The sequence below is a fragment of the Acinetobacter lwoffii genome (assembly GCF_049367455.1).
Taxonomy (GTDB): Bacteria; Pseudomonadota; Gammaproteobacteria; order Pseudomonadales; family Moraxellaceae; genus Acinetobacter; species Acinetobacter lwoffii_W.
Genome location: NZ_JBMPXW010000009.1, coordinates 124,629 through 140,008, shown reverse-complemented (window position 1 = coordinate 140,008; position 15,380 = coordinate 124,629). Strand labels below are relative to the sequence as shown.

Annotated in this window: 16 protein-coding genes; 12 read left to right on the top strand and 4 right to left on the bottom strand. The window is 35.0% G+C overall.

Annotated elements, in window-relative coordinates:
• Window positions 1-13 precede the first annotated feature (13 nt).
• Genes ACO1B7_RS16345 through ACO1B7_RS16325 form a run of 5 tightly spaced genes read left to right on the top strand, consistent with a single transcriptional unit; the run spans window position 14 to window position 4,382 of the window.
• Window positions 14-823 (top strand): type IV secretory system conjugative DNA transfer family protein, encoded by an 810-nt coding sequence (locus tag ACO1B7_RS16345; RefSeq protein WP_005005889.1) that lies wholly within the window; start codon window positions 14-16, stop codon window positions 821-823.
• Between the two features lie 27 nt (window positions 824-850).
• Window positions 851-2,146, top strand: a complete 1,296-nt coding sequence (locus ACO1B7_RS16340; RefSeq protein ID WP_423090401.1) for an ATPase, T2SS/T4P/T4SS family — start codon at window positions 851-853, stop codon at window positions 2,144-2,146.
• A 9-nt stretch (window positions 2,147-2,155) separates the two neighbouring features.
• Entirely contained in the window at window positions 2,156-2,425 is a 270-nt protein-coding gene (locus tag ACO1B7_RS16335; protein ID WP_005005884.1) for a hypothetical protein, read from the top strand.
• A 26-nt stretch (window positions 2,426-2,451) separates the two neighbouring features.
• On the top strand, window positions 2,452-3,558 hold the full coding sequence (locus ACO1B7_RS16330) for a ParM/StbA family protein (protein WP_233735410.1): 1,107 nt from the start codon (window positions 2,452-2,454) through the stop codon (window positions 3,556-3,558).
• Window positions 3,555-4,382 (top strand): hypothetical protein, encoded by an 828-nt coding sequence (locus ACO1B7_RS16325; RefSeq protein ID WP_044110986.1) that lies wholly within the window; start codon window positions 3,555-3,557, stop codon window positions 4,380-4,382. Before ACO1B7_RS16330 ends, ACO1B7_RS16325 begins: the two co-directional genes overlap by 4 nt.
• A gap of 45 nt (window positions 4,383-4,427) precedes the next feature.
• On the opposite strand, the gene ACO1B7_RS16320 is transcribed toward ACO1B7_RS16325, so the two are convergent.
• Window positions 4,428-5,489: a ParB/RepB/Spo0J family partition protein gene (locus ACO1B7_RS16320; RefSeq protein ID WP_423090400.1), complete on the bottom strand. Its 1,062-nt coding sequence runs from the start codon at window positions 5,487-5,489 to the stop codon at window positions 4,428-4,430.
• 9 nt (window positions 5,490-5,498) lie between these two features.
• A complete protein-coding gene (locus ACO1B7_RS16315; RefSeq protein ID WP_032055048.1) occupies window positions 5,499-6,335 on the bottom strand; it encodes a ParA family protein in 837 nt (278 codons plus the stop codon).
• Window positions 6,336-7,879: 1,544 nt separating this feature from the next.
• Here ACO1B7_RS16315 and ACO1B7_RS16310 point away from each other — a divergent pair.
• The 7 genes from ACO1B7_RS16310 to ACO1B7_RS16280 all read left to right on the top strand — a co-directional run bounded on the left by ACO1B7_RS16310 (window position 7,880) and on the right by ACO1B7_RS16280 (window position 14,460).
• Complete coding sequence (locus ACO1B7_RS16310) at window positions 7,880-9,409, top strand: secretion/conjugation apparatus DotM-related subunit (protein ID WP_227557108.1); 1,530 nt, start codon at window positions 7,880-7,882, stop codon at window positions 9,407-9,409.
• A 122-nt stretch (window positions 9,410-9,531) separates the two neighbouring features.
• Complete coding sequence (locus ACO1B7_RS16305) at window positions 9,532-10,437, top strand: hypothetical protein (protein ID WP_005005870.1); 906 nt, start codon at window positions 9,532-9,534, stop codon at window positions 10,435-10,437.
• A gap of 12 nt (window positions 10,438-10,449) precedes the next feature.
• The gene (locus tag ACO1B7_RS16300) at window positions 10,450-11,124 is read left to right on the top strand and encodes a hypothetical protein (RefSeq protein WP_032055049.1); all 675 of its coding nucleotides are present in this window, start codon (window positions 10,450-10,452) and stop codon (window positions 11,122-11,124) included.
• A 12-nt stretch (window positions 11,125-11,136) separates the two neighbouring features.
• Window positions 11,137-11,706 carry a hypothetical protein gene (locus ACO1B7_RS16295; protein ID WP_423090399.1) on the top strand — a complete coding sequence of 190 codons (570 nt, stop codon included), beginning with the start codon at window positions 11,137-11,139 and terminating at the stop codon, window positions 11,704-11,706.
• The gene (locus ACO1B7_RS16290; RefSeq protein WP_032055050.1) at window positions 11,706-12,263 is read left to right on the top strand and encodes a hypothetical protein; all 558 of its coding nucleotides are present in this window, start codon (window positions 11,706-11,708) and stop codon (window positions 12,261-12,263) included. Before ACO1B7_RS16295 ends, ACO1B7_RS16290 begins: the two co-directional genes overlap by 1 nt.
• Window positions 12,264-12,266: 3 nt before the next feature.
• Window positions 12,267-13,823 (top strand): UvrD-helicase domain-containing protein, encoded by a 1,557-nt coding sequence (locus ACO1B7_RS16285; protein WP_032055052.1) that lies wholly within the window; start codon window positions 12,267-12,269, stop codon window positions 13,821-13,823.
• Window positions 13,816-14,460 carry a hypothetical protein gene (locus tag ACO1B7_RS16280; protein WP_032055053.1) on the top strand — a complete coding sequence of 215 codons (645 nt, stop codon included), beginning with the start codon at window positions 13,816-13,818 and terminating at the stop codon, window positions 14,458-14,460. Before ACO1B7_RS16285 ends, ACO1B7_RS16280 begins: the two co-directional genes overlap by 8 nt.
• A gap of 52 nt (window positions 14,461-14,512) precedes the next feature.
• Here the strand turns inward: ACO1B7_RS16280 and ACO1B7_RS16275 are convergent, their stop codons facing one another.
• Together ACO1B7_RS16275 and ACO1B7_RS16270 are read right to left on the bottom strand one after the other, a co-directional pair.
• Window positions 14,513-14,938, bottom strand: a complete 426-nt coding sequence (locus tag ACO1B7_RS16275; protein ID WP_005005821.1) for a hypothetical protein — start codon at window positions 14,936-14,938, stop codon at window positions 14,513-14,515.
• Window positions 14,939-14,952: 14 nt separating this feature from the next.
• Complete coding sequence (locus ACO1B7_RS16270; RefSeq protein ID WP_005005820.1) at window positions 14,953-15,363, bottom strand: hypothetical protein; 411 nt, start codon at window positions 15,361-15,363, stop codon at window positions 14,953-14,955.
• Window positions 15,364-15,380: the final 17 nt, after the last annotated feature.

Here is a 15,380-nt window from a genome sequence, read left to right as displayed (position 1 = left end):
ATCTGGAGTTTTTATGGACTACTCTAATAATGCTTCATTACAAGAGCTACTAAACCCATCTAACCAGTCTTCTTTAGAAGTTCATGTTAGTAATGTTGAACAGCAAGCTCGTTATGAAGCCATGCTTGAATTGGTTAAGCAAAAAGGTATTAAGTTAGGGATCAATACGTATTTAAGCAACTCTCGTGAGGTCATCAAAAGCCAAGAGCGTAACCTTGATACAATCTTTAACTTTAAACCTTACATGATCAAAGGTGTTGTTGTTCCCCCGGTTATTATTGAATCAAAAGATGTAACTGAGACACCTAATGCCATGTCGTACAAGACGACTAAGCAGACTTATAAAATCTTGAAACAAGCTCGTTTCAGTACTCGTGCACCTGATTGGCGTCAGTACCTTGTTTTCCCTACACTTGATAGCAATGTTGATTACGTGACTTTCATTCCGAAAGAAATGTTACCAGCTAACGAACAAGAACGAAAAATATGGAAAGAGACTGCTGCTAAGTCTTATGAAATGGGTTTAGTTGAGGGCCGAAATATTGTTGAAGATGCAGTAGATCGTCTTAAACGAGATTATTTGGGGATGGTTACTTTCCATAAGTTTGTTTTAGAGGGCAAGTTATCAATGCCAGCAATTAGCAGTCAATCACTGGCTGTTACTTCTACACAAGACACTATTGCTCTTGATATGAAATTGCTTCAAATCCAACAATTACCGCAGTTCAATTCAAATATTGAAACTTGGAAACCAATTCTCCAACCTGAACAAATTGCACCTAGCTATCAAATTCCAAAAATTAACCTTGTTAGCGAACCTTAAGTTCGCTAACTCAATTGGAAGTTTTAAATGCAAATGAAGGTTTCGACATTAAAAGCAAAATCTGCATTATTTGATGTTAACAAGATTAAAGGATCTGAAAATAAGATTCTGACAGCTACCAAAGACATTCGCAAAGACTACGATTCTAGTCGTGGTTTTGGTTTGGCTACATTAACAGCCATAACGACATACAAAGATCCGAAACAAGGGTTTAAAAGTCGCGATGAATTTGAAAGTCTTCTATATGAAGCATTAGCTCATGGTGCTTCAGATATTTTCATTAGTCCAGATCGCCCCATCACAATGATGAAAGACTTGGACTTATATTCGTTAACACACCGTATTATCAATCGTGATGAAGCTTTATACATCCTAAGAACGATTGCTGATGAAAATGCCTACTTAGTCCTTATTAATAATAAGTTTATTAATAAGGCATATCGTATTCTGCAGAAAGACGCTTCAGGTAAGGAAACTCGTTATAACTTTCGTGTGAACGTATCTCGAACTTCGTATCGTGGATCTGGAGATTCTTTTCAGATAACGTTACGTACAATTTCTGGCATCCCCCCTCACTTTTCAAAAGTGGGTTTAGATGAAGATTTCATTAAAAGATCGCTACCTCACAATGGTTGCTACATCATCGGCGGTATCACTGGTTCTGGTAAAAGTACAACACTAGCTTCAAATATTCGCTATGTGTTGGAAAATAATACTCATATTCGTGGAAATATTTTAACTCACAACGAGCCTATCGAATACGAGTATGACGCAATTGAAAGCACACACAGTATTGTTAGTCAAAGCGAAATCCCCAATAACTTCGAGACTTTTGCGGATGCAAATAGAGAGGCGATGCGTAGACGTCCTGCTGCAGTTGAAATCGGTGAATTGCGAGATAAAGAAACAATTTCTGCAGCTCTAGAACTTTCTTTAACTGGCCACCCTGTTTTTGCAACGGTTCACGCAACCACAGTAGACAAAATTATTCCACGTATGTTGAAGCGCTTTAAGCATGAAGAACATCTTCAGGCTGCAGCTGACATTATTGGTTCAGTTTATACATTGATTGCTCAACGTCTTGTTAAAGATGTGAACGGCAAGGTATTTGCTGTAAGGGAACACTTAATTTTATCACCTCAACTTAAAGAACAATTGCTTTTAATTGATGATATTCATGATCAACAGAAGTTTATTCGAGAGTTAATGATTAATTCTGATGGTTCAGATCCAAACATCAGTAAGAGCTTCAGGAAACAAGCTGACGATCTACTCAAAGCTGGTCGTTTGCATGAAGACTACTATTACAAACTGATTTATTAAGAGGCGAATATGGATGATCAATATGCACACTGGTCGCAATTTAGATTAAATCTAATCCTATGGGGCGGTTTAAACGGATATTTGTTTATACCTTTTCTAGCTGTTGTTATTAAGTTTTCCTTATTCAAACTTATGCTTTTCATCGGCTTGATAGTAGCAACATTGGTTATTGAAAAAGTATTTAAATACAAATACAGCTATATCCCCTCTGCTCTTAGACGCTTAGTTTTTGGGGGCAATAAATACACTAGACGCGGTAGAAGACGTTACTCGTTGTAAATCTTGAAAAATTGAAAGGTAAACTTATGAAAAATACTCAAAATGAAAAACCAGCGATTGAAGAACGTTATATTGTTCTAGGTATTGATGATGGACATGGCGGTACAAAGCTTTATGCTGGTCTAGATCCAGATGGAAATGAAATCAAACTGACTATTCCTAGTATTGCTTATTCAGGAAAAGTCCTCACTGGCGAAGAGGATTCTACTGACTATTATGTGGTTAAAGTTAATGAAAACTTTTATACAGTTGGTAAGAAGATCAATAGTAGTGTTCCTCTGGATACCAGAACAGACGAATACCCGACATCTGAATATAACAAGGCACTAATACACCAGGCAATTAAGGCCTATATTGACCATATCGGAACATATGATGGTAGAGCGTTTGCAATCGCTACTTCACTTCCTGTTAGTCGCTATTACACACCTGAAAAAACCAAAAACATGCCACTTATTGATATGAAAACTAATTTTCTACTCAATGGTGATGTTTGCTTCAACTTAAAAGATCATAAAGCTGGTAAACCGCTTAATATCATTAAAAGACATATTGTTAAATGTGAAGCTCAAACAGCTTATTTTAATGAGATTATTGATGTACACGGAAACGGTTCAGAAGATAGTGATCTTTTAATAAGTTCTGAATGTGCTGTAATCGATATTGGCGGTAAAACCACTGATATTGTAGTCACATTAGATGGAGGAAACATGCTTGATGGCCATCGTTCTACATCACGTAACCTTGGTATTCTTACCATCTATGAACGAATCACTAGCTTAATTCTTGAATCTGGCTATAAAACAGTTAACGCTAACTGGCTAGATTTCGCACTAAAATCTGGAACTTATGGTATAGGATCTCAAGCCAAAGATATTACAGGTTTAATTCAGCAAGCTAAAAACGAATTCATGATCGAATTAAATAACTTTATCTCTAAACAGATCGGTGGAGGCGATGATTTAGCATTAGTATTATTTTGTGGAGGCGGTGCAGCTTTTCTTGAAAAAGAGATTAAAGAAAAGTACGACTTACCGAACGTAAGAATCGCTGAATCACCAGAGTACGCCAATGCTAAAGGTTTATATAAGTTAGCTAAATACATGTATAAAATGTACGCAGAAATCAAATGACAGATTCAAACTACATACAACTATCCTATCAATTAATTCACTTAACAAGAGAAGATCTTGATGTGATTAGTAGTGTTAATAGAAATCTACCAGGTCTAGACTTAAACGCTTTTAGTTTAAGTCTGCTGTATTTAGGATTTATCTTTTGTACTGACAAGCAGAAGATTTTTCTAAATGCGCCAGTGCAAAATGAAATAGACGAGACGTTTGCACAGCCTGTACGAATGAAAATAGATAAAAATGCAAATCAAAAACTATTTAATTCAATTAAAAAACATCCTCAAGGAAAGCTTCGTAGAAATTACATAACTGCTGTTTTACATGCTGGTATAGCGGTTCTAATTGAGCTTTCATACCTTTATAAGTTGTATGAAGTTAATGAGGATATGGCAAGCCTATATTCTGTCAATTCTTTCCTATTAAGGTTTGGCTTAAGTACTTGTGTTGAAACATACACCAAGTTTAATACTGCTTACTATGTGTACGATATTGAATATCTTGAAAAAAAGTATCTTGATCATATATCCATACAAATACCAGAAAGTAGTAAGGAGCAAATTGAACAATCACCTAAAAAGCCCGTAACTAATTCCATCAAGAGCAAGGAGGTTCCTGTTCAAAAAGCAGTTAAGATAAAGGAAGCTAAACATACTGAACATAAAAACATTCAGGACCACTCCCCTACCGTTGAAACATCTCAAAATACCGAAACGTCCGAAATTAACAATGCTAAACCAAGTCAAAACGTATCTGAATCAAAACCAGTAACCAATCCAAGTAGTTCGGATTGGCTTAACCAGACTTTTAATCCAGATCTATTATAAAAAAAACCGGCAATGCCGGTTTTTTTCATTCAAAGTTTTGAAACTTCAATCATTCAAGCTCTTAAAAAACTCTTCAATTTTTCTAGCTTTCTCTTCTGTAATATCTTCATCCAAGGCTACTCGCAACTTAAGTACACTCTTACCTTTGGTACCACATTCAGAACTCATAGAACCAAATTTAACGCCCTTATCTGTCTTAAAATCGAATTTAATCTTACTCGGTTGTTCTTCAGTAGTAGCTTCTTCAGTTTTTTCAGGCTTAGTCGCCTTATTTGCTTTTTCTTCTTCACTCAAAATAGCTATAAATCCTTTATGACGCTTGCCCGTGGATTTAAATTCTTCAACGTATTTATCCCATTCTGGTCTTAACAAGTCGAAAATTGCTTTTTCAGTTTTAGTTTCTAAAGCTTTATTTATTGCGGTATTCACTTCTTGAGCAATATATCCAGAAATTAGCTCAGGATCTTCGTTCAAAGAGTCCAAAATGAACTCAGGTAAGTCTAGAATATATTTGAGACGGAAATACTTCGACTTATCAATCGCAAATTTTTCAGTAACAAATTCATAACTTTCAAAAGGATAACCGAACTCTTCACATAATTGCTTGATTTTTAATATGCTTTCAAAATCTGTAAGATTATGTCTAGCAGTATTATCCAATAAAGCTGTTATAGCAGCTTTATCATCATTCATAGATGTTTTAACTAAAGCAGTAATTCTCTTTAGCTTTAAAATCTCTTTAATTGCTCTAAAACGTCTCTCACCAGCAATTAACTCGTAACGATTACCCTTCTGTCGAACAGTAATTGGGTTAATTTGTCCATTAATTTCTATATCAGCAGCCAAAATTGGCAACTTCTCATATACACGTTTATTCATGATACGTGGTTGATAAGGTGATGGATCAATTAAATCAATGTCGATTGATTCTAAATGAGATCCGCTAACAATATTTTTTGTTTCTCGCTTAGCTAGTGGGTTAAGACTCCCCTCTTCTATGGCTGGAGTCGCTGTATTTTCTTTTACATCAGTAACTTGAGCGTCACTCCCTGTTGCATTAGCAACAGGTGTTTTTTTCATGCTTTTTACTTTATCTTTAAAGTTCATATCAGCACCTTATAATTTTTTGTATTCAGAAACCATTAGATCTACAAGTTGATTAATTGCTTGTTTTGCTGGTGTTTCTTTTCCAGCATCCAGATCAAATACGGAACACTTAACATATGATGCTTGACTAAAAACCGTAGCATTTGGAATACAGATTAATTCCTTATTTACCAGTTTTTCTTGTAATTTTGGTTGAGCATATTCATTGCGAATATCTTCAGCCAAGGTAAGATCCACTGTATTACGCTTGTTATAAAAGTTTAGTACTGGCGATAGAATTTTTAAATCTGGATTGCTTGTCTCTAAATCATCCATAGAGTTAAGTATATCTTCCAAACCCTGAATACTGTATTCACCCTGTAATGGAATTAATAAACTGTTTGATGCTAACAAAGCATTAAAAGTTAAAGTTTCCATTCGCGGTGGACAATCTAACAAAATAAAGTCGAAATCCCCTTTTATCTTTCTTAATACACTTCTAATAATTTCATTAGGAACTGGACTAGAACGCTGAATATTGATCTCAACATCACGAATGTTTTTAGCACAAGGAATCAAAGATACATTTTCAAAGTTGGTTTTATCTGGACCTTGTATAACATCGTGGATGTTAATTGTTTTATAGTTTTCAAAAATATCTTTTAGAGTGCCATCTATATCGTCAATATCTGGAACATTTGAAATATGTTTTGTTGCATTACGTTGGCTATCTAAGTCGATTACTAAAACCGTATAACCTAATTTTCCAAGCTTAGCAGCACAATTCACTGTAGATGTTGTTTTGCCCACACCACCTTTAAAATGGATGCTTGTACAAATATAAGTTTTTCCTGAGTTCTTTTGCATTTTTCAATCACCTTTCAAGTAAAGTCAAACAATACAATATTTGAAAAATATTTAAAATACTTTTTCACTTTATTTTTAATATATTTTAACTTTTTCAATCTATATGCCTAACATGTGTCCATATCTTATGTGTTTTTCATTATCAGACTGATAACAGCTTTAGATTCCTAAGCGTGGTTTTTTTCATTATCAGGCTGATAACAGCTTTAGATTCCTTAGCGTGGTTTTTTCATTATCAGACTGATAACGGCTTTCGATTCTTAATCGTTGATTTTTTCATTATCAGACTGATAACAGCTTTAGATTCCTTAGCGTGGTTTTTTTCATTATCAGGCTGATAACAGCTTTAGATTCCTTAGCGTGGTTTTTTTCATTATCAGACTGATAACAGCTTTAGATTCCTAAGCGTGGTTTTTTTCATTATCAGGCTGATAACAGCTTTAGATTCCTTAGCGTGGTTTTTTTCATTATCAGACTGATAACAGCTTTCGATTCCTTAGCGTGGTTTTTTTCATTATCAGACTGATAACAGCTTTAGATTCCTAAGCGTGGTTTTTTTCATTATCAGGCTGATAACAGCTTTAGATTCCTTAGCGTGGTTTTTTTCATTATCAGACTGATAACAGCTTTCGATTCCTAATCGTTGATTTTTTCATTATCAGACTGATATCAGCTTTAGATTCCTAAGCGTGGTTTTTTCATTATCAGGCTGATAATGGCTTTCGATTCTTAATCGTTGATTTTTTCATTATCAGACTGATAACGGCTTTAGATTCTTAATCGTTGGTTTTTTCATTATCAGACTGATAATGGCTTTCGATTCCTAATCGTGGTTTTTTCATTATCAGACTGATAACGGCTTTCGATTCTTAATCGTTGTTTTTCATTATCAGACTGATAATGGCTTTCGATTCCTAAGCGTGGTTTTTTTCATTATCAGGCTGATAACAGCTTTAGATTCCTTGGCGTGGTTTTTTCATTATCAGGCTGATAACAGCTTTCGATTCTTAATCGTTGATTTTTTCATTATCAGACTGATAACGGCTTTAGATTCTTAATCGTTGGTTTTTTCATTATCAGACTGATAATGGCTTTCGATTCCTAATCGTGGTTTTTTCATTATCAGACTGATAACAGGGGAGTTGCCAAGAAGAGGGGAGGGCTTACTACTACTTACAGTTAAACAAATGAGTAGACGTAGTGAAATGCACAACTGAAAATGATCTATATTAGCTGAGTAGGGGAGTGCCCTATTCACTAAAAAGACTACCAACAATATTTATAGAGAAATTTATAATATAGGCGATTAATACACTTAAATGTCTAGTAGGTGAGGGCTTCTTATTCATTCTTTTTAGTATTTGACCAAGAATACTGGCTTAGTGTTGAGGTTGACCTGATTTAAGCTTTAAAAGGTATTAAGTGCCACTTTAGTCAACATCTTAAAACCAAACTTAAAATCCTTAAAAGGTTTAAGGGGAATTAGATTAAAACCAATATTAACTATATAATACTCAACAATACACATATTAATAGGGTATAAAATGGCAGATCCAAAAGATAAGCTTGTACATGAGAATCATATTTATATATTTACTGTTGTTATGGTTTTAGTGGCTTTTTTGGCTGTATGGTTTGCTTATAAACCTCAAATTGTAGGGTTTTTAGTATACACAAAAGGCATTTTAATTATTCCTCTATGGTGGATACATAGCCTATTCAAAGCTATCGGGCTTAATTACGTACCTTTACTAAGTGAGTTGGTGTATTCAACAGAACACCTATGTAAACCAACAAACAATTGGCTTCCATTATTTTGTCAAAATAAGTTTAGCGAAGTCACTATTTTTCAAATTTCAAAAGCCAGTCAAGCATGGAATTTATTAATATTTTTGCTGGCAACACCTTGGATAAAGAAAGCTTATGACCGCTTCAACAGCGAGCATCCAGCACGGGGCTTTATCAAAAGCATGAACCTAGAAGAGTTCATAGAGGAACAAATTCCAAACCAAAGACACTTACAGGTTTTTGGTCCATTAGACTTGTCAAAATATGATACGAACAATGGTCATTTTAAAGCGCTTGATTCAACTTATGAGTTTGCAAATAGGCATGAGTTAATTACAGGAACAAAAGAGCGCCTTGTGAACATTACAATCAACGGAGTAACGAAAGAATATAATGATAAAAGCGAAACAGTACCTATCATAGATGAAGAGAAGTTTTTAAATGTCTTACGTGCACAACTAGGGGATCTTTGGATAACCCTTGATAGTTCAAAAGAAACAACACCCGATGAATTATCGTATTTATCCGATGTTGATACAATTTTGCTAGCTTTGTATTTACCAGTAGCATGTGCGACTGATGAATCTATGGATGATGAAGAGTTCCGTAAAATCAAAAAAGATTCAACAACATTAATTAATTACTATTGGGATATTTGCACAAAAAATATACCTAGCAACCCATTGTTTACAATTGAAAATCAGTATGTTGAGGGCGATCGTAAGCTTGTAGGGTTTAATTTTGACTTCCTTAGAAAAAGAATTCACAAATACATTAAACATCCCGTTGCTACTAAGATTTTTAATAACCATGCATATGTAAGAACTATTTTGTGTGAGGTTGTATTAACAGCAAGACAGCTAGGTGTAATGCCACCAACAGATATACGCTGGTTAAAACTATACAATCGAACTGCATACGCATTCATACAGAATATTGGTAGACCGTCTTTGTTTAGTGAGGGTTTAGGTCCAATCTCGCATTATCTAATTGAGGTGAAATTAGGGAAGCCATTAGAAGAGCCAGACTTTAACATTGGTCTTGTTGGTTTTGAATACGAATTATTGAGTTTTGCCATGACTGAAGCTAGACAAAAAGCTGCTGAAGATGTAAACAGTATTATTCGAGTAGTAGAGTTTACGGACAAGGAATTAAACAACGGATCTTATAACTCTAAAAACAATTATAAAGATGATTTTAAGTATAGTGATGATCATGTTTTTGATATGGTGAGTGTAGAAATACCACAGGATGAAATACAAAAAAACAAGCAAAAAGGGTTTTAGTCTTATACTTATAAGTTATAATTGACCGGTATTAAAACACCGGTCTTTTTTATTTAACTATTTTTTTAAAACCATATTTTAACTATACTATTAAAACATGGCTTAAAAGGTAATACTCTAAAATGCTTTTAAATAATTTCACTAAAATAGTAGCAAGTTGCGCTATTAGTATTATTACAATCTCTACTTACGCTGCACCATCTCAGGACCTTACTTCTAAGATGCAAAAAATGGGCAAAGTAAAAGAAGTTAAACCCTTTAGTGGAGGTTTAACTTCTTGGATTCTTGAGGCACCTAATGGGAAAAATGCGGTGTTTTTTACAACATCCGATGAAAAAGTCATCTTACATGGTACAGCTTGGGATTCTGCTACTAAAAAAAATATATCTGAGCCTCTTAAATTAACTGCAAAAAAAATGAATGCACCAGCACAACAACCAACAGCTTCCGTTGGGAATTTGGCCAGTGCATACAATCATCCAGTCTTTAAAGCTGTAAAAACGCTTTCAGGGTTTAAAGAGGGAAAAGCGAATGATAACAACACTGTTTACATCATTTACGATCCACGCTGTAAATATTGCCACGAAACATTCAACCTTTCTCGCTCATACGTTAAAAGCGGTGCAACTATTAAATGGATTCCAGCTTTAGTTCTAAACCAAAGTGAAAACGGAAAACAATTAGCTGCTGGAATTCTTCGTAAACCATCTGAAGATACTATTAATAAAACCTTTAATGGAACAGATGAAGAAATTAACTCAATTAAAGTGATTCCTACACCACAGGAACTTGCTGAGTTGGATAAACACTTAGGCGCTCTTCAATCTATCTTCTTCTATCACGAAGATATTGTTGCAATGCCAAAAGAAGATCGTGAACAGCGAGAAGCAATTCGTAGCGCTGGACAAAAGCCACAGCCACTAACTGCTGGTGTACCAGTTGCTATCTTTGTAAATAAAAAGACTGGAAAAGTTGAAGCTCGTAGAGGAACTTCAGAAACAGCCACTCTTGACTATATTTTCAAATAAGAGGGAATTGAGATGAACAAAACTCAATTGAAAGCTTTCCAATCGATTGTCGGTAACTTTTCACCTTATTTCTCTAAGATAAACAATGAGTCTATGTTTTTAGATTCTGACCTTTCTGGAGATACGGATAGAAATCGCCAGGTGAGCATCTTCAATATAGATGCAAAGGCCACAGATCTACTATTAACGATCAAAGGATTTGATCAGGTCGAGAATAATTTGTTTAGAGGACAAGTTTTCTTAAATTCTGACGAAAACACAGAAATTCTTATTAGTGAGCCATGCTATTACTTAAACAAAAGCAAGGTTCGTTTCAGTACAAATGAACTTCAAAGCTACATAAAGGAAGTTTGGCATCAAGCTCTAAATGAATATAAGGCTGATGTTACAGACAGCACTATACGTTCTAATGAAGAAAAATACAGCTTATCTTTAGCAGATAGATTCTCTAGTTTTAAAAAGTCTTGGCCAGCTATGGGCATTGTAGCTGCAGTAGTTGTTTTTGCTGGAGGCGGTTACTTTTTAGGTTCAGGTACTAATGCGAAAAATGCATCTTCAGAAACAAGTTCGCAACAACTAAGCACATCTGATAACCCTGAACTTGACGGTAAAGCCTTGGCTCTTAAAAACATGGGGTTAGATCCTAACTCAATGGCTTTTGATAACTCATGCTTTAAAGAAAAATAAGGTGAATTATCTATGAGAGCTAGACGAATAGAAAACCTTGAAGCATTACAGCTAAAGGCCTCAGAAATAGCACAAATAACCGTTAAAGAGTTGGAAGCACGACACTATTTAGTTTGGTGGTTGAGCTCATATGACCGAAACATGAAACGTGGCTATAACAATGAAACCATTTGTTTAAGCACCTATCAGGTGAATGAGTTTTGTTTTTCATATGCAATCACAAGCGAAGTTGAAAAGTTTTATTTACTAATACAACCCGAAAATTGGTTTTTAAATGATTTAGCTTTCGAGTCCGCTTCTATAGATGAAAAAGGCTTAGTTTTAAATTTAGCTGAAGTAAATGATCAGTTATTCAAGCTGTATATATCGCGAATGCAAATCAGATTTAATCTTGATGAAATTCATGCTGAACGTTTAACACACGCAAAGAAATATGCAAAAGAACTGGTCTTTATTCAATACAACCCACAGAAAAATCAGGTCATGAATGTAGGTGTTTCTATCAATTTAGAAAACAACACAATCAATCGAATATCATCAAATCAAACGGCAAAAAATAAGCGTTTGAAAGGGGCATTCTAATGAAGAAATCAAACTATTTTAAGGTAATTGGTGCAGTAGCAGTTTCAACAGTTGTTTCACTTGCTTATGCTGGCTTTACTGAAATTAATAGTTCTGGAGACATTGTTTCTAAAGACAGTGCAAATGCTTTACGCACCAGTTTTTCAACACCAAATCAAAATATACCAGCGCCATTACGCACATATTCACTATGGGATAAGATCTCAGAGACAACCAAATATAATGGCACAGTAGAACCGAAGCCAACACCTGTTGCAATTGCGAGTACATCTTCTCAAGCACAAAATATTCAAAGCAAAAGCAATATTAATGTGGCTAACATAGAGAGCCAACAGGAAATCAAAAGATTACAGGCAGCACTAAAAGAGAAAGAAACTGAGAATAACAAGCTCAAATATTCAAACCTTGACATGCAAGTGCAAGTAGTTGAACTAAAAAGCGATATAAACGAACTGAAGCAACAAGTTAACTTTTTAGCAAGCCAGATGCAAATTGTTGAAAGCGATGTGCTTGTAATGAAAAACAAAAAACCAAGTTCTTTTCTAGCACGAAATTAAGCAATGGTTGTGAAGAAAATTACTCAAAAACCTACCAGTGAACAGCAACGAGCAATTGATAAAGCAACACGACTAAAAACCAGTTTTAAATTGATTGCTTTTGCTGGTACTGGTAAGACTACGACATTGATCCACTGTAGTAGTGCTTTGCAACAACTAGGTAAGCTTGGACTATATCTATCATTTAATAAAAAGATGGCAGATGAAGCTAATCAAAAATTCGCTGAATATGGATTGAATTCAGTCACATGTTCTACATTCCATTCCCTAGCTTACAGAAATATACCCGGTTGGCTGAAAAATAAGATTAACAAGCCTACGTTACTTCCTAAAGATATTGTTCAAAAGTTTAAACTTGAAAACATTCGATTTCAGTACAACGGGAAAAACCGACAACTCACCGATCTAACATTAGCGCTGATTATCCTTAATACATTACGTTATTTTTGTATGACAGTGGATCAGACTGTTACCAATGATCATGCTTACATAGCATTAAAAGAACAAACATCAATTAAGCGCAATGACGTTCTTGAAGATAAAATCACTTCAATTGCGAAAATGATCTGGAATGATGTAGTTGATCCAAACGGTGATTATGGTATTACACACGATTACTATCTCAAGTGGTGGGTACTGCAAAAACCACAACTTGATTTTGATTACGTGATGGTAGATGAAAGCCAAGATAGTGACCAATTAATACTAGATGTACTCAAACGTCAAAAAGCAAAAGTTATTTTTGTTGGAGATCCATACCAAAGCATTTATGGCTTTAGGGGTGCGAAAGATATTTTACAGAACCTAGATCTTGAAGCATTGTACTTAGAGCAGTCGTTTCGGTTTGGTAATGCAGTTGCAGATATAGCTAATCTACTTCTCAATAAACTTTTTGGTGAAACCCGACAGTTAAAAGGTTTACCAAGTAAAACGTCAAAAGTTACCACTTTCAGTACATCAAGTTATGCACCATCTTCATTGAACGCGATTATTTGTAGAACAAATGCTACGGCTTTTGAATACTTTTTTAAGTTTCATAGCTACCTTAATGGCGAAAAGAAAATACGTCTTGAGGTTGATGGAAAGCGCAGTAAAGATATTTTCAGTGGTATTTTTCAACTGAGAGCAAATAAACGGCCAACGTGTAAAGAGCTTCAAAACTTTTCTTCCTACCAAGAGCTTGTGGACCATATACAAGTGTTTGGAGAAGTGGAGGGGGCAACTACAGAATTAAAAACCTTTCTGGATCTAACAAACCAATACTCATGGCAAGTGATTGAGTGGGCGTTAGAAAATAGTATGGCTGATGATGAAACTGACCCAAAAAACACTTTGGTCATTAGCACATCACACAAGAGTAAAGGTTTAGAGTGGGATAATGTCCTAATCGCAAAAGGGTTTAACTATAAAATTCTCGATAAAAAGCTAATGATTTCTGCAGATGAAAAACGGCTGTTGTATGTGACCGTAACACGAGCCAAAAACATATTATTTACAGATGGCATTAATGATTTATTGGAACACTTAAATTCAAAAAATATGGAGATTTCAAATGCCTAATCAAGTTGAAGTTCTGCAAAATAGAGTGTTTCAGGCATGTCACAATGCTAGTTATATTCGCGGAGAGTTTCATCACGAACCGTATATCATGGAGCTAGTTAAGAAAAAGGGCTCACAGGTCGCAGATATAATCACACCACTTCTTGAAATGTTTCATCTAATTGAAAAGGAAACAAAGTCAAACTTTAGTTTCACAGAAGATTTTAATTTCAAGCAACGCCATTTTGAACCAGGTGTTTTTCTCAAAACTAAAGAGATATTAAATGGTGTAGAAACGTTCGATGGCCTAGCTATCGTTGATATTCCTTCAGGATCTTTTAGAAGCATTGTCATAGATTCAGGCGGTGGAATTGCTTCAAGTAAACATACAATTGAGCAGTTTAAGGAATTAAAGGGGAGATATTTAATTCCATTTTATTTTGATGGAATCTACGTGCACCCTCACTGTTATACATATTTTTTCATCGAAAATGATATTAAGAGGGTGATGCCCCTTGAGGCTTATGATTCAAGCAAAGTAGGAAATGAGCAAAACATGGGCTTGCATTGGGTAGAAGAAGCAATTGAATACGGTAATCTTCACTTTGGGTTTGAAGTTGAAACACCAGATACCGAAACAATTATAGAAAAAGTCTAAAACCAAACGACAAAAAAGGGCATCTTATAGATGCCCTTTTTATGTTTTGAAATTAATAAGAAAGGTCGATTGCCACTTGTGCTAAAGATGTAAAAGCAGAGGATTCACACATATAAGATTGACGAATAAAAAACGATGGATTGTATGAACTCACCATAGTTTGACTATCACAGTTTTGGCTAAATTTAATATGTTGTATATTGATTGCTTGCCAAGCTGCAGCATTCTTTTGACTTTCCGCACGAACGTCTTTGATGAAACGTGTTAATGATTGGTTGTACGGTGTATTGCACTTAAGTTCTGGTGAACCGTACTCAGAATCACGCGCTTCATTATAATTAAATACGCATTTTTGATACTCGGCTTGTACCTTGTTATAAGCTTGAATAGCTTCAGCTTTGGTCTTATAACCAGCGTTGGCAGATGACGTAATAATGGTAGCAGCACATATCAAAGCTAAACTTAAAAACTTTTTCATAATCTGATCCTTTATTACTTCATTAATGCCGGAATAAACATTGCCCAACCTAATTTGTTGGTCGCTTTACATTGCATGCTTAGTGTTTTGTACTTTGCAGTCTGGCCAGCGTATAACTGATCGCAGTTAGCAAGTAACTGAGTAAAGTTTCGATTGTGATCAGCTAGAACACGCGGAGCTTCTTCATTATTAATATATTTAGAAGCAAGGCTACCAAGCTGACTTGCGCGGTTATAAACATTTGTATAGCAATTTAGGTGTTTTGCATCAAATGGATCGTTAGAAACCGCAGCACATTTAACGTTTACTAAGCGCAGTTTTTCAAGTTCAGCACGAATAGAGTCTGAGCTAGTATTAGCACTAGCATTAAAAGATGCACATGCTAAAAGGCTAAAACCCAATAAAGACAAAAATCTGTTTTTCATAATATTTCCTTTAATTG